At 33.0% G+C, this 17945-nt stretch carries 23 protein-coding genes; all 23 read left to right on the top strand.

Features of this window, described 5'->3' with window-relative positions:
- The first annotated feature begins 40 nt into the window (after nucleotides 1-40).
- The 23 genes from queD to U9R23_03420 all read left to right on the top strand — a co-directional run bounded on the left by queD (nucleotide 41) and on the right by U9R23_03420 (nucleotide 17920).
- Nucleotides 41-421 (top strand): 6-carboxytetrahydropterin synthase QueD, encoded by a 381-nt coding sequence (queD, locus tag U9R23_03530; protein ID MEA3475502.1) that lies wholly within the window; start codon nucleotides 41-43, stop codon nucleotides 419-421.
- Nucleotides 408-1058: a ribosome biogenesis GTP-binding protein YihA/YsxC gene (gene yihA / locus U9R23_03525; protein ID MEA3475501.1), complete on the top strand. Its 651-nt coding sequence runs from the start codon at nucleotides 408-410 to the stop codon at nucleotides 1056-1058. The genes queD and yihA overlap by 14 nt, the downstream gene beginning before the upstream one ends.
- 62 nt (nucleotides 1059-1120) lie before the next feature.
- Entirely contained in the window at nucleotides 1121-3001 is a 1881-nt protein-coding gene (gene dxs, locus U9R23_03520; protein ID MEA3475500.1) for a 1-deoxy-D-xylulose-5-phosphate synthase, read from the top strand.
- 86 nt (nucleotides 3002-3087) lie between these two features.
- Entirely contained in the window at nucleotides 3088-4434 is a 1347-nt protein-coding gene (gene mnmE, locus U9R23_03515; GenBank protein ID MEA3475499.1) for a tRNA uridine-5-carboxymethylaminomethyl(34) synthesis GTPase MnmE, read from the top strand.
- A gap of 112 nt (nucleotides 4435-4546) precedes the next feature.
- Entirely contained in the window at nucleotides 4547-6367 is a 1821-nt protein-coding gene (gene mnmG / locus U9R23_03510; GenBank protein ID MEA3475498.1) for a tRNA uridine-5-carboxymethylaminomethyl(34) synthesis enzyme MnmG, read from the top strand.
- Nucleotides 6360-7007 (top strand): 16S rRNA (guanine(527)-N(7))-methyltransferase RsmG, encoded by a 648-nt coding sequence (gene rsmG / locus U9R23_03505; protein ID MEA3475497.1) that lies wholly within the window; start codon nucleotides 6360-6362, stop codon nucleotides 7005-7007. Before mnmG ends, rsmG begins: the two co-directional genes overlap by 8 nt.
- A gap of 22 nt (nucleotides 7008-7029) precedes the next feature.
- Entirely contained in the window at nucleotides 7030-7329 is a 300-nt protein-coding gene (locus tag U9R23_03500; protein MEA3475496.1) for a type II toxin-antitoxin system RelE/ParE family toxin, read from the top strand.
- On the top strand, nucleotides 7326-7595 hold the full coding sequence (locus U9R23_03495; GenBank protein ID MEA3475495.1) for a hypothetical protein: 270 nt from the start codon (nucleotides 7326-7328) through the stop codon (nucleotides 7593-7595). The genes U9R23_03500 and U9R23_03495 overlap by 4 nt, the downstream gene beginning before the upstream one ends.
- A 67-nt stretch (nucleotides 7596-7662) precedes the next feature.
- Nucleotides 7663-8433, top strand: coding sequence for an AAA family ATPase (locus tag U9R23_03490; GenBank protein MEA3475494.1), 771 nt, complete (start codon nucleotides 7663-7665; stop codon nucleotides 8431-8433).
- Between the two features lie 2 nt (nucleotides 8434-8435).
- Nucleotides 8436-9266 carry a ParB/RepB/Spo0J family partition protein gene (locus tag U9R23_03485; GenBank protein ID MEA3475493.1) on the top strand — a complete coding sequence of 277 codons (831 nt, stop codon included), beginning with the start codon at nucleotides 8436-8438 and terminating at the stop codon, nucleotides 9264-9266.
- Entirely contained in the window at nucleotides 9263-9940 is a 678-nt protein-coding gene (locus U9R23_03480; GenBank protein ID MEA3475492.1) for a M23 family metallopeptidase, read from the top strand. The genes U9R23_03485 and U9R23_03480 overlap by 4 nt, the downstream gene beginning before the upstream one ends.
- Nucleotides 9941-9954: 14 nt before the next feature.
- Nucleotides 9955-10317 (top strand): polymer-forming cytoskeletal protein, encoded by a 363-nt coding sequence (locus U9R23_03475; protein MEA3475491.1) that lies wholly within the window; start codon nucleotides 9955-9957, stop codon nucleotides 10315-10317.
- On the top strand, nucleotides 10314-10550 hold the full coding sequence (locus tag U9R23_03470) for an AtpZ/AtpI family protein (GenBank protein ID MEA3475490.1): 237 nt from the start codon (nucleotides 10314-10316) through the stop codon (nucleotides 10548-10550). Before U9R23_03475 ends, U9R23_03470 begins: the two co-directional genes overlap by 4 nt.
- Nucleotides 10534-10920, top strand: a complete 387-nt coding sequence (locus tag U9R23_03465; GenBank protein ID MEA3475489.1) for an ATP synthase subunit I — start codon at nucleotides 10534-10536, stop codon at nucleotides 10918-10920. Before U9R23_03470 ends, U9R23_03465 begins: the two co-directional genes overlap by 17 nt.
- 144 nt (nucleotides 10921-11064) lie before the next feature.
- Nucleotides 11065-11433: a four helix bundle protein gene (locus U9R23_03460; GenBank protein ID MEA3475488.1), complete on the top strand. Its 369-nt coding sequence runs from the start codon at nucleotides 11065-11067 to the stop codon at nucleotides 11431-11433.
- Between the two features lie 10 nt (nucleotides 11434-11443).
- Nucleotides 11444-12283 carry a F0F1 ATP synthase subunit A gene (gene atpB / locus U9R23_03455; GenBank protein MEA3475487.1) on the top strand — a complete coding sequence of 280 codons (840 nt, stop codon included), beginning with the start codon at nucleotides 11444-11446 and terminating at the stop codon, nucleotides 12281-12283.
- A 14-nt stretch (nucleotides 12284-12297) separates the two neighbouring features.
- On the top strand, nucleotides 12298-13026 hold the full coding sequence (gene atpE / locus U9R23_03450) for an ATP synthase F0 subunit C (GenBank protein MEA3475486.1): 729 nt from the start codon (nucleotides 12298-12300) through the stop codon (nucleotides 13024-13026).
- Between the two features lie 124 nt (nucleotides 13027-13150).
- The gene (atpE, locus tag U9R23_03445) at nucleotides 13151-13387 is read left to right on the top strand and encodes an ATP synthase F0 subunit C (GenBank protein ID MEA3475485.1); all 237 of its coding nucleotides are present in this window, start codon (nucleotides 13151-13153) and stop codon (nucleotides 13385-13387) included.
- 27 nt (nucleotides 13388-13414) lie between these two features.
- A complete protein-coding gene (gene atpF / locus U9R23_03440; protein MEA3475484.1) occupies nucleotides 13415-13957 on the top strand; it encodes a F0F1 ATP synthase subunit B in 543 nt (180 codons plus the stop codon).
- The gene (gene atpH / locus U9R23_03435; protein MEA3475483.1) at nucleotides 13954-14484 is read left to right on the top strand and encodes an ATP synthase F1 subunit delta; all 531 of its coding nucleotides are present in this window, start codon (nucleotides 13954-13956) and stop codon (nucleotides 14482-14484) included. Before atpF ends, atpH begins: the two co-directional genes overlap by 4 nt.
- Nucleotides 14485-14571: 87 nt before the next feature.
- On the top strand, nucleotides 14572-16128 hold the full coding sequence (atpA, locus tag U9R23_03430; protein MEA3475482.1) for a F0F1 ATP synthase subunit alpha: 1557 nt from the start codon (nucleotides 14572-14574) through the stop codon (nucleotides 16126-16128).
- Nucleotides 16128-16994: an ATP synthase F1 subunit gamma gene (atpG, locus tag U9R23_03425; protein MEA3475481.1), complete on the top strand. Its 867-nt coding sequence runs from the start codon at nucleotides 16128-16130 to the stop codon at nucleotides 16992-16994. Before atpA ends, atpG begins: the two co-directional genes overlap by 1 nt.
- Before the next feature lie 47 nt (nucleotides 16995-17041).
- On the top strand, nucleotides 17042-17920 hold the full coding sequence (locus U9R23_03420; protein ID MEA3475480.1) for a site-specific DNA-methyltransferase: 879 nt from the start codon (nucleotides 17042-17044) through the stop codon (nucleotides 17918-17920).
- Nucleotides 17921-17945: the final 25 nt, after the last annotated feature.

Here is a 17945-nt window from a genome sequence, read left to right as displayed (position 1 = left end):
AAAAATCAATTATAATTTATTTAAACTTTAAGGAGTAAAAATGTTTGAGATAAATATTTGGAGTCATTTTAGTGCAGCACATAGATTAGATGGATATCAAGGTGAATGTGCCAATCTTCATGGTCATAATTGGAAAGCTCGTTTGGGAATTTTTTGTAAGAAAACCAATGAAATTGGAATGACTATTGATTTTAAAGTTTTGAAAAAACAATTTGAGAAGCTCCTTTATGAATTTGACCATAAATATTTGAATGAATTAAAGTGTTTTGATAGACAAAATCCCACTTCAGAATTGATTGCTAAAACCCTCTTTGAAAGGGCATCAGCTAAAATCAATAATTCCAATTGCAAGGTAAAAGAAATTGAAGTCTGGGAATCAGAAAAATATTCTGTTGTGTATAGACCCAATGAGAATTGTTAATTCAAAGTTTGTTACCAGTGCAACACAATTTAGGCATCTGCCGAAATCCACTTTGCCTGAGATTGCTTTTATGGGCAGGTCTAATGTAGGGAAGTCTTCGTTGATAAATACTTTGTTGAACAGAAAAAACCTGGCACAGATTAGTAAGAATCCTGGAAAGACGCGAGCTATAAACCTTTTTGAGGTTGAGTATATTAACATAAAAGATAAGAAAGATAAGCTTATTTTTGCAGATTTGCCTGGCTATGGATACGCAAAAGTTTCAGATAAAATAAGATTAGATTGGAAGCGACTTGTGGAGAATTACTTGCAAAAACAGGAAAAACTTTGTGGGGTTGTAATTATTGTGGATATTAGACATTCCGCAGATGAAAAGGATATTCAAGCTGTTAAATGGGTGAGCTCATTTCAAAAGCCTTTACTTCTTGTTGCCACAAAGAGTGATAAATTAAGCAAATCAAAGATTAATCTACAGGTTAACTTATTGAAACAGGAATTCTCATTGTTAAGCGATGAACAAATTATAGGATTTTCATCAAAAAGCTGTTTTGGGAAAGAAAAAATAATGGCATGGATAAATGAAAAAAAAACTCAACATTGCATTCCCAATCCCCAATTCAATTGGGGAGGGCTTTAGGAACGAGAGAACTGGATTGAAGAAAGGATAGAAAAATTTTAATTTAATGTTATGGAGTTATTATGTTAGAAAGTATAAAAGTTCCTGATGATGTAAGGAACTTAAATTTACGACAATTAATTAGATTAAGTAAAGATATTCGGGAAAGAATAATTGATGTTACTTCCAAAACAGGTGGACATTTAGCACCAAGCTTGGGGGTAGTAGAGCTTACAGTTGCACTTCTCAAAGTATTTGACCCTTTAAAGAATCGTATTGTCTGGGATGTTGGGCATCAGTCTTATGCTTATAAAATTTTAACTGGAAGAAATGCTCGTTTTGATACATTAAGACAATTAGGTGGAATCAGTGGATTCAATAATATCTTTGAAAGCAAATATGATACATTTGGAGTTGGTCATAGTAGCACATCAATTTCTGCGGGTCTTGGTATTTATGTTGGAAAGGAATTAAAAAAGAAGCCAGAGAAAGTCGTAGTGGTGATTGGCGATGGTGCAATGACAGCAGGTGAGGCATTTGAAGGACTGAATAATGTTGGCGGACTGAATAAAAAATTAATTATTATCCTTAATGATAATTCAATGTCTATTTCCAAAAATGTAGGTGGAATGCATTCCTATCTGGCAAATATTCTTACTGGCAAGCGATATAACAAACTAAAAAAGGAGGTCTGGGATGCAGTTCAATCTTTGCCCAGAATGGTTCGCAATAGAATTATCTATGGTGTTAGAAGACTTGAAGATAGTATATTGAGTATGCTTATTCCCAGTAGCCTTTTTGAAGATTTAGGATTCAAATATATTGGACCTATAAATGGACATAGTATACCAACTTTAATAAAGATTTTATCTAATGTAAAACAGCATGTAGATGTACCTTGTTTGATTCATATACTTACAAAAAAGGGTAAGGGATTTCCGTTTGCAGAGCAGGATGCTACCAAGTTTCATGGGGTTCCCTCATTCAATAATTTAACAGGGGAACTGAATAAGACAAAGAAGGATAAAGCCATTATAAGTTACTCCACACTATTTGGTAGAACCTTAGAAAAAATGGCAGAGAAAGACGAGAGGGTCATAGCAATAACCGCAGCAATGACAGATGGCACAGGGCTAAAAGGTTTTGCAGAGAGATTTCCTGAAAGACTTTTTGATGTTGGAATTGCTGAACAGCATGCTGTAACCTTTGCTGCCGGTTTGGCTATTGAAGGGATAAAGCCCTTTGTTGCAATCTATTCAACTTTTCTCCAACGAGCTTATGACCAGATAATACACGATGTTGCTTTGCAAAAATTACCTGTAAGATTTGTTATTGATAGAGGAGGTTTGGTAGGAGAAGATGGACCCACTCATCACGGAGCTTTTGATTTATCTTATCTTAGATGCATTCCAAATATGACAATAATGGCACCAAGAGATGGGAAAGAATTGGAAAAAATGCTGAAGTTTATGGCTGGATATAAAAAGGGTCCTATAGCAGTACGTTATCCCCGCGGAAAGATTCAAAATTTTCCTGAACTCACCAATCCAAGAATTACTTATGGAAAGTCAGAAGTGATTTTTAATGAAGGGAAAATAGCAATAATTACCATCGGCGCGGTTTTCAAAATTGGATATGAAGTCTGTAATGAACTGCAATCAAAGGGCATCTTGTCCTATTTGATAAACGCCCGATTTGTCAAACCGTTAGATTCAGAAATGCTATTAGAACTTGCAACTAAGGGAGTAAAAAATATTGTAACTATTGAGGAAAATGTTGTCAGAGCCGGATTTGGGTCTGCAGTTTTACAAAAAGCGAATGAGCTTGGACTGAAATTCAGAATAAAAATGTTTGGAATTCCAGACAAGTTTATCACATATGGGAAAACCAGTCAGTTACATCATTTGATTGGATTAGAAACGAAAAACATTTTAGATTTTATTCTTAGAGAAATTGAAGAATGAATATAAAAAGAATACGAAGATAAAAATTTATATTATATTGAAATATAAAGATATATTTCTTTGTGCTCTTTGTTGTAAAAAATTTTATGCAAAGTCTAACTGATACCATAGTCGCCATTTCTACCCCATCTGGTATTGGAGGAATTTCAATAATAAGAATTAGTGGGGAAAATGCTATTAATGTTTTGTCAAAGTCATATAAAGGGAAGATAGCTACAAAGAATTTCAGAACGCATTCTATCTATTTTGGAAAAATTTTTGACGGAAACCAACTCATTGATGATGTGTTGGTGTCTGTTTTTATTGCTCCTCACAGTTATACAGGTGAAGATGTAATTGAGATAAGCTGTCATGGTGGGAACTTTGTAACACAAATTATACTGCAAATTATGCTGCGAAATGGTGCACGTATGGCTTTACCTGGAGAGTTCACTAAAAGAGCGTTTTTGAATGGCAAGATGGATTTGACAGAGGCAGAAGCTGTTATTGATTTGATTCAAGCAAAAACCAAACATTCACAAGAAGCCGCTATTTATCAGTTGGAGGGCAAGCTTTATTCTGCTATTAAAAAAATTTTAAACGAAATTACTGAACTTAGAAGTCAGTTAGAGTTAGATCTGGATTTTTCAGACCAGGGCTTGGAATATATCACTACTGAAGGGTTATTGACACAATTAAAGGTAATCAAAAAAGAAATTTCAGCACTTGTTCGTAATGGCAATGAGGGGATTATTCTTAGTGAAGGCTATAGGATAGTGATAGCAGGAGAACCTAATGCTGGGAAATCCAGCCTGTTTAATAAAATAGTTGAAAATGAACGCGCAATCGTTACTGAGATTCCAGGTACTACCCGTGACTATATCGAGGAAGATATTGCACTTAAAGGCTATCTAATAAAATTATTTGATACAGCTGGTCTACAAGAAAGTAAAGATAAAATAGAAAAAGTCGGAATTGAAAAAAGTGTAGACATTATCAAACAGGCTAATCTTATCCTGTGGGTTCGTGATATAACCGTGCATAAACAGTTTTCAATAAAAGAACAGTTAACGGATAAAGATATTATAGAAGTATTTAATAAGATAGACTTGGTTAAAAGGGGAAAAAAGTCTGACAGTCAAAATGTTGTTTATATTTCTGCACTTTCAGGAGAGGGGATTAGTGCTCTTAAGAATAAAATTATAATCAGAATAGACCTTGGCAAATATGATATTTCAAATGGATTGATAAGCAATACTCGTCAACTTGCAGCAGCGAAAAAGAGTTTACAAGCGATAAAACAAGCAATTAAGACAACCCAGAAAAATCTGGGGTTAGAATTTATTGCATTTGATTTACGCGAAGCAAGCGAAGCACTTGAAGAGATTATCGGCAAAGTTACAAGTGACAACATAATCAATTCAATCTTTGATAGATTTTGTGTAGGGAAATAAATTGTTTCATGTGAAACATCCCAGAGAAATTGAAAATATAAAATAGAAAATAAGAAATTAAAAATTAAAATTATCTTTGCGTTCTTTGTGTCTCTGTGGTGAAAATAATAAAATGAAAATTTATGATGTAATCGTTGTTGGTGGTGGGCATGCCGGCTCTGAAGCCGCAATAGCAGCAGCAAAAATTGGTGCAAGTACTTTGCTGTTTGTTATCAAAATTGAAACTATAGGAAGAATGTCCTGCAACCCATCTGTCGGTGGTCTTGCGAAAGGACATCTTGTAAGAGAAGTTGACGCACTTGGTGGTGCTATAGGACAGGCTATAGATAGGGCTGGTATACATTTCAGGATGCTGAATAAAAGTAAAGGACCAGCTGTATGGGCTCCTCGTGCACAAGCAGATAGAAACCGTTATCATTTAGCTATGCGTTCTATACTTGAGCATCAAAATAATCTTGAAATAAAGGAAGCTCTCATTGAAGAAATTATTGTTGAAAATAATGTGATTAAGGGTGTGAAGACCCAGTATGGACAGGAATATTTTGGGAAAACCGTGATACTAACACCAGGAACTTTTTTGCGTGGGAGAATTCATATAGGACTAAAAAACTTTTCTGCAGGAAGAGCTGGAGAATTTGCTGCTGAAAATTTAACATTATCCCTTATGAAGAACGGAATAAGATTAGCAAGATTCAAAACTGGAACTCCTCCAAGAGTTGATTCAAGAACATTAGATTTTTCTAAACTTGATGAACAATTGCCGGATGAACCCCCGGTGAAATTTTCTTATTATACTGATATTCAGCCAAAAAATTATGTGAGCTGTTATCTTACATCAACGAATCCCCAAACGCATAAAATTATTGCCGATAATATTGAAAAATCATCTCTTTTTAGCGGAAATATTACTGGAATTGGAGCAAGATACTGCCCTTCAATTGAGGATAAAATCCGAAAATTTCCAGAGAAAAACAAACATCAAGTATTTATTGAGCCTGAGGGTATAGATACTTTTGAGATGTATGCAAATGGCATTCCCACAAGCTTTCCACCAGACATTCAATTAAAAATAGTTCATTCAATAAAAGGGCTTGAGAAGGCAAAGATTATGCGATTTGGCTATGCAATTGAATATGATTGTGTTCCTACTGACCAAATAAAAGCAAGTTTAGAAACGAAGAATATAAGCGGATTGTTTTTAGCTGGTCAGATTAATGGTACATCAGGCTATGAAGAAGCAGCTGCTCAGGGAATTGTTGCGGGCATTAATGCTGTTCAAAAACTAAAAAATAAATTGCCAATAATTTTTAAACGCGATAGCTCGTATATTGGTGTATTAATTGATGACCTGGTTACTAAAGGTGTTGATGAGCCGTATAGAATGTTCACTGCAAGAGCGGAATATCGTCTGCATCTGCGTCAGGATAATGCAGATGAGAGATTGATGCCTTTAGGATATAAATTAGGACTAATCGGTCAGGAGCGGTATGACCGATTTCAAAGAGCAATAGAAATCAAAAATAGAGAGATTGAGAAATTAAAATCTATAAATGCAAATATTAAATCTAAAAAATCTTATAAAATGATTGATATTTTGCGTCGTCCTGAAGTTAATTTTGATGGTCTTACTCAGTTTGGATACAAAATTGAAAATGATGTAACAGAACTTATTAAACAAAAGATTACCTTAGAAGTGAAATATAAAGGGTATATAAAAAGGCAGTTAAAAGAAATAGAAAAATTTGATTCTCTTGAGCATAAAAAAATACCTCCAAACTTTGATTATATGAATTTTCATACTATTTCATACGAGGCAAGAGAGAAGTTAACAAAAATCAGACCCGTTTCAGTTGGGCAGGCATCCCGAATTCCCGGTGTAACTTATGCGGATATTTCCGCTTTATTGATAAAACTAAAGAGTTTGCATGGATAAAGATTTTAATGAATTTTGTAATTTTTTGTTTAAGAATAATTTTTCAGCTAATTTGATAAAAGGTTTTAAAATTTATCAGTCAATTCTAGCAGAAAAAAATCAGAAATTAAATCTAATTTCAAAAAACTCTTTAGACAGAATTTGGTCTGCTCATTTTTTAGATTCAATCTTAATCTGTGATGAAATCAATTTTTCAAATAAAACAGTATTGGATTTTGGAAGTGGTGCAGGATTTCCAGGGATACCTATTAAAATATTATATCCAACTATGCAGATTTTTCTTTTAGAATCAGTAAGAAAGAAGGTTCTTTTTTTGCGCTATTTGTTGGAAAAACTTGACTTACAAGAATATGAAATTATAAATAATCGTATTGAAAATTTGGATATTTCCTTTAATAAAAATTTTGATTTTATACTTATTCGTGCAGTTAAAATGAAAAAGATTTATTATGAAAAATGTTTTCAACTTTTAAAAAATGATGGAATTATTATTCTTTATAAAGGCAAGGAATTTCAGGAGAAGGTTGTAAGATTAAAACATCTTAATCCCAATAGAGATATAAAGATAATCAAAAAAAGATATCCAGACATTGGAATGAGAAATTATGTAATTGTTCAGAAAGTCACCAATTATCGCTAAAAGATGTAAATAATATTGAGAAATGGTGTATACAATTGAATTTGCAGAATCTGTTAAGGAACACTTAAAGAAGCTAGCTGCAAACCAGCGGGCTATTATGCTTGGTGCTATACAAAAACAGCTTATGCATGAGCCCTTAAAGGAAACACGGAACAGAAAACATCTTAGTCCCAATCCTATTGCTCCGTGGGAAATTAGGAAAGGAAATCTTCGTGTTTTCTATGATGTCGCAGACAAAGAGTCGAAAGTAGTAAGAATTCTTGCAATTGGACGAAAAGAAAAAAATAAATTATTCATCGGCAATAAGGAGGTGAAACTATGAAAACTCTTGCCATATCAAAAGCAACTAAACCTCTATCCGAGTATACTAAGAACTTAAAGGATGAATTACTGATTCTGACTTCTGATGGCAAACCAGTGGCAGCTATAGTCTCCCTCCAGAATGTAGATTTGGAATCTTTATCATTATGCACCAATCCAGACTTTATGGAGATAATAGAAAAATCCAGGAAAGAATTCAAAAAGGGAAAGAAACTTTCTCTGGAGGAAATGCAAAAAGAGATCGCAAGGATGGATTCAGATATTTAAGCCCGACTCAAATGCTGTATCTACTGATGACTTAATCTAGTTAAGGATTATTTAATGATAAATTGAAATGACTAAATTTATCGCAATTGCAAATCAAAAAGGTGGAGTTGGAAAGACCACAACAGCGGTGAATCTTGCGGCTGCCTTAGCGACTTATGCCAAACAAGTTCTTTTGGTTGATTTAGACCCACAAGCAAATTGCACAAGCGGTGTGGGTATTGATAAAAATAAAATAGATAAACAAATATATGACCTTCTGTTAGGTAATAATAATATCTACTCTGCAATAATCTCAACTGAAATCCCTAATCTGAAAATCATTCCATCTAATATTGACCTCATCGGTGCAGAAGTTGAACTGCTCTCATTTCAGGATAAAGAGAAAAGATTAGAAAAAGTGCTATATAAAATTGACAATAAGTTTGACTATGTAATTGTAGATTGTCCACCTGCACTTAACATACTTACTGTAAATGCCTTAGTGGCTTGTAGTAGTTTACTTGTTCCTATTCAATGCGAGTATTATGCACTGGAAGGCATTGCTCATTTACTAAAAACTATAAAACTGATTCAAAAAGGATTAAATAAAAATTTATTAATTTTTGGAATTCTGCTTACGATGTATGATAGAAGATTGCTACTATCCGAACAGGTTGCAAAGGAAATTCGCAGATTTTTTGGCGATAAGGTTTTCAATACTATAATTGATAGAAATGTAAAATTAAGTGAGGCTCCTGGTTTTGGAAAATCAATCTTATCTTATGATATAAATTCAAGAGGTGCACAAAATTACTTAAAGTTAGCAATGGAGATTTTAAGATTAGAGAGAAAGGATTAAATATGAGTAAATTGGGCAAAGGATTGGAAGCTTTAATCAAGGTCAACGAAGAGGAAACAAAACAAGTTAATCTTATTGATGTTAAAAAGGTTAAATTTAATCCATATCAACCAAGAAAGACTGGTAACAAACAGAAATTGCAGGAGTTAGCAGACTCAATTTCAGAAAATGGAATTATTCAGCCAGTTATTGTGCGAAGGATTTCTAATGATAGATATGAATTAATAACAGGTCAAAGACGGCTTACTGCTGCTCAGTTAGCAGGTTTTGAAAAAGTGCCAGTAATTATTAGGTCAGCTAAAGATGCTGAGATGCTTGAACTTTCAATTATTGAAAATATTCAAAGAGAAGATTTAAATCCAATTGATGAAGCGCTTGCATATGAGAGATTAGTAAGTGAATTTAAATTAACACATAATAGAATCGCTGAAATTGTTGGCAAAAGCAGAGTTGCAGTTACGAATATGCTTCGGCTATTGAAACTCCCATCTAAAGTCTTAGATATGATAAAAACAGATGTTCTTTCAACAGGACATGCAAGAGCTATTCTGCAGGTTGAACCTAAACTTCAGCTGGAATTTGCAAATTATATAATTAAGAACAAACTTCCTGTACATAGTGCAGAGGGTAAAGCGAAAAGTTTTGGAAGGATGAAGAAAAAGCTGCGGAAGATAAAGAAAGATGTAAATATTTTAGCAGTAGAAAATGAACTTTCAAAAATATTTGGAGCAAAAGTAAAATTAACTGGTTGTAAGAAAGGAAAATTAGAAATCTATTTTTATTCTGAAGAGGAATTAAATAAGATTATAAATATTATATCAAAAGCACAGTGAAACTTAAGCCAATTTATATTTTATTACTTATTATTAGCACCTTAATATTCGGGTGTTATATTGGGATTTCAATTCATATAATTCTAAACCAGTCTTCAGAAATTAAATTTTTAAGAAGAGAAAAACATGGTTATCTGCTTAAGATTAAAGAACTTGAAGATATGGTCATTTCTGCAAAGAGAAGTGAAGAGATGCAAAAAATATCACCATATGAGAAAAAAGATAAGAATGAATTTCCCACTATCCCTTTGAAATCTAAGGAATTAGAAATAGCAAGCCTGAATTTTCTTAATGCACGACAATACATTCCAGATTTTTTACCCGTATCTGAATTTATATTAACAAAACCGTATTTGCCCTCAAGAAGCCATTATGGTATTGATCTTGCAGGAAAGATTGGAACCCCAATTTTTGCCGCCGCATCGGGTGTTATAGAAGAAATTAAAATAAATGATGAAATCTATGGTAAAACAGTCTTAATTAACCATCTAAATGGATATAAAACATTTTATGGACATAATTCAAAGATTTTAGCTCAGAAAGGATTTTTCGTAAAAAAGGGTGATATTATCGCAGAATTAGGAAATACAGGTAAAAGTTCGGCACCACACCTGCACTTTGAGATTATGTATAAAAATGAGCATATTGACCCAGAAACAGTCATAAAGAAATAATGGAGAAATAAACAATGAAAAAAAAGTCAGGTAATTTGAATACGATAATAGGCAAAGGCACAAGATTAATTGGTGAAGTTTATACAAATGGAAGTATCCGCATTGACGGAGAAATTGAAGGAAAGATTGAATCAACAGGTTTTTTAACAGCTGGACAAGCAGCAAAAATTAAAGCTGATATAAAATCAAAAGAAGCAGTCATTGCTGGCATTGTCAATGGAAATGTCACTGTGGAAAATAGTCTGACATTAGAGAAATCAGCTCAAATAAACGGAGATATTATTGCTAAAATTCTTGATATTGAAACAGGAGCAAGATTGAATGGTAAGTGTCAAATGCAGAATGAGATAATAGAAAAGATTCCAGAAAAGAAATGATAGATAATAAAAACAAAAAATATTATAAAGAGATATTTCAAGGTATTGGGCTTGTGGCTCAATTGGGCTTAACAATGGTTGTGAATATACTTGTGATGTTCTTTATAGGTTTATTGATTGATAAACACTGGCATCTTGGAGGAGTTCTAATTATTATCTTTACTGTGTTAGGAATAGTGACTGGAGTCTTTTCTTGCTATAAATTGTTAAAAAGGAGTGAAGATAAAAAGTAATAATACAAAGAAATATCTTTATAAAATATTCAGGCTAATTTTCTTGACAGATTTAGCGTCATTACTGCTCATCCCGTTAAATTTCAGGTTGTGTATAGGATATATTTTAGGTTCAATCTGTGGATGTGTCAATTTCTATTTTCAGGCAAAGAGTGCTGAAAATTTATTGGGTTTAAGTGAATCTAGAGCTCGGCTGGGGGTATTCAAAAATTTTTATATTAGATATTTAGTTTTTGCAATCATTTTAATTACTTTTGTAAAGTTTCTAAAAATAAATATATTTGCACTATTAGTTGGGCTAATTTCAATACCTTTAGTCCTTGCCCTTGAAGGTCTGGTTTCGTATAAAAAGGAGAAAAGAGAGTCTTAATATTTAACTACGTGCTTGATATTTAGTTGAGTAGAGTTATTTTAAATCTACGCAATGACCAATACCAGGATGAATAAAATGGTTGATAGTTGATGGTTGATAGTTGGGGGTAATTGCTAAAATTTTAATAGATTAGGAGGAAAAATGGCTAATATTGAAGAACTTCGAGTATATCAAAGAGCATTGGAATTTTCTAATAGAATCTGGAATATTTGTTTAAGCTGGGATAAGTTTGCAAAAAGTACTGTTGGTTATCAAATTGTAAAATCAGCAGACTCTATTTCTGCTAACCTTGCTGAAGGTTATGGCAGGTTTAATATTCAGGATAATATTCATTTCTGTTATTATACCCGAGGTTCATTAGAAGAGACAAAAGATTGGTTACGAAAATCAGAAACGCGAAATCTAATAAGTGAAAATGAGCATCTTGAATTACAGGAGTCAATTATTATTATCGCAAAACAATTAAACAAATATATTTCATCTTTAAAGACAAAATCAATTTCCAAATGAACCAAGAACAATGAACCATCAACCAAGAACAAAGAAAATTTTAGTTATATTTGTCATTCTTTTTGTTGTTGAATTAGCACTATCTTTTGGAATAAAATATCAGCTTCGGGTTGGATTTAATGAGCAGAGAAAATTTAGTATTCAGTGCATAAAAAAAGAAGAAAGTATACAGGAACAGATTCACAAAGAGTTTCAATCTGATAAGATTATTAAGGTTTTTGGTAGATTTCCGATAAACTGGAATGTTATCAGAGTTATCATAGCTGTTGATTTAATTTTGATTTTGATTGCATTTTTTGTGAGAAGAAATATGAAATTGGTTCCATCAAAAGTACAATCAATTGCAGAGATGGTTTATTCATTTTTTATAGATTTAGTTACTGAAACCTTAGGAGAGGATAAGGCTTATTTTACACCATATATTATTACGATTTTTCTATTTATTTTTACCTGCAATATTATTGGGATAATACCAATTCCGGGTAATATGGAGCCAACAAGAAATCTCAATGTCCCTCTTGGGATGGGTTTGATGGTAATATTAGTTGTTCACTTTTCAGCAATAAAAGAAAAAGGATTTAAGAAATATCTAAAAAGTTATACAGAACCATTTTTTTTTATGGCACCTTTAAACCTTGTGGGCGAAGTTGCAAAGGGAATTTCTATCTCTTTCCGTCTTTTTGGGAATATTTTAGGAGGAGCTATAATAATTTTAGTTATCTCAAATTTGATAAGATTTATACTCATTCCTATTGGTCTAAGTATCTTCTTTGGTTTGTTCATAGGCACTATACAGGCTTTTGTTTTTACAATGTTAGCATTATCGTATACTGCAGTAGCAATTAAATAGATAAGATGGATTGAATGAATTTAGTTGATTTTATTTCTATTGCATCATATTTAGGTGCAGCACTTGCCGTGGGCATCTCATCAGTTGGTGCAGGGATTGGTGAAGGATTTATAGCTGCCAATGCTACACGAGCATTAATGAGACAGCCTAAAGCAAGTGATTCTCTATTAAGAACAATGCTAATTGGCCAGGCAATAACAGAAACAGGTGCAATTTTTGCTCTTGTTGTTGCGATGCTTCTTTTATTTGGAGGTATGCGAGATTCTAATGTTGGTTGGCAGACGGTAGCCTCACTTTTTGCTGCAGGTTTAGTAATAGGAACTGGATGCGTTGGAACAGGTTTAGGAATTGGTTATACTGGAGGTCAAGCTTGCAAAGGGATTGGGAGACAGCCAAGAGAAGCTAAACTTCTTACTGCTAATATGCTTATTGGACAAGCTTTATCCGAAACCTCTGCGGTTTTTGCTCTGGTTGTATCAATTTTACTTTTATATTCTACTTCTACTGGAAATAGTATCGCAAAATGCTTTGCATTTTTAGGTGCAGCACTTTCTATGGGATTTGGAACATTTGGTCCTGGTCTTGGTATAGGTATTGTAGCTGGCAAATCAGTTGAGTCAATAAGCAAATTTCCTAAACAATCCCCATTATTAACGAGAACAATGTTTGTAGGTGCTGCTGTTGCAGAATCAACATCAATATATTCTTTAGTGGTTGCATTTTTGTTAATTTTTGTAGCATAAAAAATATTGTTATGAATAATATTAATTATACCACAAAGTCACAAAATAAGAAAAGGTTTAAAGAAGGAAAATCGAAATTAATCTTTATATCTTTGTGCCTTAGTGGTAGGAAGTAGGAGGAAAAATGTCAGAAATAATTAGAGCAGCTGCTCTTTTAGGAGCAGGACTTTGTATGGGTATGGGTGCTTTGGGACCTGGTATTGGCGAAGGATTTACAGCAGGTAAAGCATGCGAATCTATCTCCCGTTCACCAGAAAATGCAGGACTGATAACCCGAACAATGTTGGTTGGCCAGGCTGTTTCTGAATCAACAGGAATATATTCATTGGTTATCGCTTTGCTTTTAATTTTTGCAGTATAATTGCTATTTTTATCTGGAGATTAATTTATGATAAGTATTGATTTTACTTTGATCTTAGTCATCTTGAACTTTATTTTGCTTCTTATAATATTGAAAAAACTGCTGTATAAATCACTTGTTAGTTTCCTTAATAAAAGGCAGAAACAAATTAAGGACGATTTAGAAAATGCTAAAAGAGGTCAAGAGGAGTCTGCTAAGATGTTAAAATCACAGAAGGAAATGTTGCATAAAGCAAGAAAAGAAGCAAGAGAAATTAGAGATGAAGCTATTACTAATGCCAAGCTTACTGGAGAACAAATACTGAAAGAGGCTAATACCGAAAAAGATGTCTTAATGGCTGAAACCCAAAAGATTATGGAAAGTGAAGTTAAAAAAGCGAAGAAGAGTATTGAAAAAGAAATTGGAGAGTTTGTTGTTTCACTTACTGATAAAATCATAGGGAAAAAACTTACAGAAAAAGATGATATTAAACTGATAAACAGTCTTATAAAAACTGGGAGAAAGCAATCAAAGGAGAGAAAGCCCGTTCTCCATAGTCCCGATTCAATCGGGACGAAGGATGAAAGTTGATTAGGAATATTATTGCAAAACGGTATTCTAATGCATTAGTACAAACTTTTCAGTCTGATGAGCTAAAGTTATTAGAAAATGAAGTAGAGATTCTTACGAATTTCTTGCGGGATAACAAGCAAATAGAAGAATTTTTGATTTCGCCCGTTGCTGAAAATAGATTCAAGAAAGAGGTATTAGAAAAACTTGCAGAAGGGCTGAAAATTAGTGATAGGTTTAATGATTTTTTGAAAGTACTTGTTGATGCTGATAGAATATTTTTTTTAAAGGATATCTGTCATCAAATAATCAGCCAGATTCATCAAAGATTAAATATTTATGATTTCCAATTGCTAACCGCTTACCCAATTGACTCTAAAACTTTAAAGAAAATCAATGAATTTGTTAAAAGCTATGTATCAGGTGAAGTGCATCTTAAACATAATATTGATAAGAGAATAAAAGGTGGATTTTTAGTGTATAATGAAAATCTGGCAATAAATGCTTCAATAACAAATAGCTTATTGAATTTTAAGAAAGAATTTTAGATTTATATTATATAAGTATTTTCTACTGCAAGATTTTAAATTAAGTTTAAAGTAAAAACCTGTTTTTCAGATAATGGAAAGGTAAATATGAAGATACAACCAGAGGAAATCAGTAGAATTATCAAAGAGAAGATAGAGAAGTACGATTACCGCATTGATGTCTCAGAGGTTGGCAGAGTAATTGAAGTTGGTGATGGTATTGCTCGCGTATACGGTCTAAAAGATATTATGGCAAGTGAATTAGTTTTGTTTGATAATGATGTGTATGGAATGGCTCTCAATTTAGAGGAAGATAATGTTGGATGTATTGTATTAGGCGAAACCAACCGGATAAAAGAAGGAGATATTGTTAAAAGGACACGAAATATTGTGCAAACTCCAGTTGGTGAAAAGCTTTTGGGCAGAGTAATAAATCCACTTGGTATTCCATTAGATGGCAGAGGTGAAGTTAATGCTAAGAAATTTATGCCTCTTGAAAGAAAAGCATTAGGTGTTATCCAAAGGCAGCCTGTTAAAGAACCTTTACAAACAGGATTGAAAGCTGTTGATTCAATGATACCTATCGGTAGAGGCCAAAGAGAACTAATAATCGGTGATAGAAAAACGGGGAAAACAGCATTAGCTGTTGATACAATTATCAGCCAGAAAGATGCTGATGTCTATTGTATTTATGTTGCAATTGGGCAGAAAAGATCCTCTGTTGCAAAGGTTGTAGAAGCCCTTAGAAAGCATAAAGCTCTTGATTATTCTATAATAGTTTCAGCATCTGCTTCTGAACCACCGTCTATACAATATATTGCTCCTTATGCCGGTGCAACTATTGGTGAATATTTTAGAGACCAGGGGAAACATGCATTGGTTATTTATGATGATTTATCAAAACATGCAATTGCATACAGACAGTTATCTTTACTCCTTCGTAGACCACCTGGTAGAGAAGCATATCCAGGAGATGTATTTTATCTACATTCTCGTCTTCTTGAAAGGGCATCAAAATTAAGTGATGAACTTGGTGGTGGGTCATTAACTGCTCTTCCAATTATTGAAACCCAGGCAAGTGATATCTCAACTTATATTCCTACAAATGTGATTTCAATAACTGATGGACAGATTTATTTAGAGACAAAGTTGTTTTATTCAGGAATAAGACCAGCAATTAATGCGGGAGATTCTGTATCTCGTGTTGGAGGAAATGCTCAAATTAAAGCTATGAAAGATGTTGCGGGAAAACTTAGAATTGAACTTGCACAATTCAGAGAATTAGAAGCCTTTGCAAAATTTGGCACAGAATTAGATAAGGATACCCAGCAGCAACTTACAAGGGGTTATCGCCTGGTTGAAGTGCTTAAGCAAGGCCAGTATGTTCCAATTCCTGTTGAGAAACAGATTGCTGTGATTTTTTTGGCTTATAATGGATATTTAGATGACCTCCCTCTTGAAATTATTCCTGTTGTTGAAAGAGAAATATTTCAAATGATAGATACAGAATACAAAGGGTTAGGAAAGAAACTTCTTCAACCAGAAGGAGTTACAGAAGAAATAGAAAAAGAATTACATTCATTTTGCAAACAGGTTAAATCAAACTTTGAGCATCAAATTTTGGAGTCATCCCGGGAAAATGAATTGGAAATTAATGAGAAATAATGCCAAATCTTAAAGAGATTAAACAGCGAATAGATTCTGTTAAAAGTACAAGGCAGATTACCAGTGCAATGAAATTGGTTTCTGCTGCAAAATTGCAAAAAGCCCAACAAAGAATTTTAAATGCAAGACCTTATTCTGATGAATTGGATGAAATTCTGCTCTCACTTGCAACCAGAACCCAAAGGGAAGTTCATCCTTTACTAAGAAAAGTTGAGCCAGAGAATGTTAAGACAATTGCAATTGTTGTGGTAACTGCAGATAAAGGACTTTGTGGTGCTTTCAATATGAATATCATTAAAAAATCTGAAATGGTTATTAAACGATACAGTAATAAAAATGTTGAATTGATCTGTGTTGGGAAAAAGGGGAGGAATTATTTTAAAAATAAAGGATTTAAAATTAGAGAAGAATACATTGACTTTTTTAATAAATTGAAGTTTGACCATAGTCGTGATGTGATGAATATTGTATCATCTTACTTTCTACAAGGAAGATACGATAAGGTAGTAATTGTGTATAATGAATTCAAATCCGCTATTCAGCAAGATGTGGGTGAAAAACAATTACTTCCTTTAGAAGATTTAGAAGAGCCTCAAGATAAATTTCTTTCGTCGTTCCTATTTGAACCCGGACCTTATAAATTATTAGAAGAACTAATAAAAAAACATCTTGATGTTCAAATATGGCGAGTTTTGCTAGAGTCTTCTTCTGCTGAGCAAGGAGCAAGAATGACTGCAATGGACGCTGCAACCGATAATGCCGATGAGATGCTTAAAGATTTAACCTTAGAATATCATCACAAAAGACAGGATAAAATTACTAAAGAAATTATTGAGGTGGCTTCTACTGCAGAGGGGATGAAGTGATTTTAGATTATAATTGTCCCAATAAATAGAGATATTAAAATATAATAATGAAAATTAATGAAATTTTTCTGGGGGATTTCTTCAAATTGATTAAAGAGATAGAAGATGAATCTATTGACCTAATAGTTTGTGATGGACCTTATGGTGTTACTGAAAAAAAATGGGATAAACCCCGTAAGATATATATCCAACGGGGTAAAGTAAAAAATATCCAGGAATTTAATCTTCAACTAATAAAAATTTTATCTAAAAAGTTGAAAACTGGTGGGTCATTTTATCTTTTCGGTAAACCTGACTGTATTGATTTTATTGATTATAAACCTTATCTGACATTAAATTCAAAAATCGTTTGGTATCAGCCAAGTAGATTGGCACAAGGAAGAATTAGTTATACAAATAATTATGATATAATTGCTTATTTTACAAAAGGCAAAGCCAAAACTTTTAATTTGAATGAAATAAGAGTGCCACAATTAGTAGAATTAACTCATAGAAAAAGATGCGAAAATGTTCCTTCAGTCGTAAATGGTGAATTTGGAAAAACCAAATTCAATGAAAGAGGTAAAAACCCTGGAGATGTTTGGGGTGATATTAAACAACTTACTTATAAATCAAAAGAATTATTGAGTAGAGAATATTTACACACTATCCAGAAACCTAAAAAGTTAATTGAAAGAATAGTTAAAGCGAGTTCAAACGAAGGGGATTTAGTTTTAGACCCCTTTGCTGGCACAGGCACAACTTTGGTAGTTTGTCAGGAGATTAAAAGAAATTATATCGGTTTTGAAATTAATCCTAATTTATTCTCAATTTGTAAGAAAAGAATATCTGAAATTAAATCAGAACAGGAAGGTATGCTATATTCAACCAGCAGGCATGTTGCCTTTACTGAGAAAGAAATTATTGCAAAGAATCTCGGGGAATAGTTTATTCAAAATGTAAATAAGTATT

The sequence above is a fragment of the Candidatus Cloacimonadota bacterium genome, assembly GCA_034722995.1.
Classification (GTDB): domain Bacteria; phylum Cloacimonadota; class Cloacimonadia; order JGIOTU-2; family JGIOTU-2; genus JAGMCF01.
The sequence above is the reverse complement of the archived record's forward strand: the minus strand, read 5'-3'. Positions and strand labels throughout refer to the sequence as shown.